This is a genomic window from Rhodococcus sp. GQ147, from assembly GCF_059759155.1.
In genome coordinates this window covers 1-979 of record NZ_JCAXDU010000065.1, presented here as the reverse complement: position 1 = coordinate 979, position 979 = coordinate 1, and the positions used below count along the sequence as shown (strand labels likewise).

Annotated in this window: 1 protein-coding gene; it reads left to right on the top strand. The window is 65.3% G+C overall.

All coding sequences use genetic code 11. The features are described 5' to 3' along the window. Positions 1-142: 142 nt before the first annotated feature. Positions 143-979 (top strand): IS256 family transposase (locus tag AC6CID_RS25035; RefSeq protein ID WP_498354670.1); only part of this gene is annotated, 837 nt, incomplete at its 3' end.

Below are 979 nucleotides of genomic sequence, written 5' to 3'. Positions count from 1 at the left end.
GGGGTAAGTCCCGGGGAGTGGTGGGAATCGGCTGAGCGCATCCGGCCAGGTCCGCGGCGTGTCGCTCCCTCGCCGAGGGTGGGCCATCGCGTAGTGATCAACGAGTTACCTCTCACAGTGACTCACAGAAAGCAGCTACGCGATGACCCACGATCATTCTGCACTGCTCACCCAGCTCCACGCGCTCAAGGGCGCCGACAGCGCCAGCGTGTTCGCCGAACTGATCCGTACCGGCCTGCAGGCTCTGATCGAAGCCGAGGCCACCGACAAGCTCGGCGCCGGCCGCTACGAACGCACCGACACCCGGATAACGCACCGCAACGGACATCGAACGAAGACCGTGGCCACCACCAGCGGCGATGTCGAGGTCAAGATCCCCAAACTGCGGTCAGGATCGTTCTTCCCCTCCTTGCTGGAGCGACGCCGCCGCATCGACAAGGCCCTGTACGCAGTGGTCATGGAAGCCTACGTGCACGGCGTGTCGACCCGCAGCGTCGACGACCTGGTCGGCGCGTTGGGTGTCGGATCCGGGATCTCGAAGTCGGAGGTGTCGCGGATCTGCGCTGGTCTGGACACCGAGATCGCCCGGTTCCGCGAGCGCACGCTGACGCACACGAGCTTTCCGTACGTGTTTCTCGACGCCACCTTCTGCAAGGTCCGGGTCGGTGCGCACGTGGTGTCCCAGGCGTTGGTGGTGGCCACCGGAGTCTCGATCGACGGCACCCGCGAGGTACTCGGAACCGCCGTCGGGGACAGCGAATCCTACGAGTTCTGGCGCGAGTTCCTCACCAGCCTCAAGGCCCGTGGTCTGTCGGGGGTGCATCTGGTGATCTCCGATGCACACAGTGGCCTCAAAGCTGCTGTGATGCAGCAGTTCGCGGGTTCTTCGTGGCAGCGGTGCCGGGTGCATTTCATGCGCAACATTCGGGCGGCGGTGGCGGCCAAGCATGTGCCGCCGGTGATGGCGGCGGTCAAGACG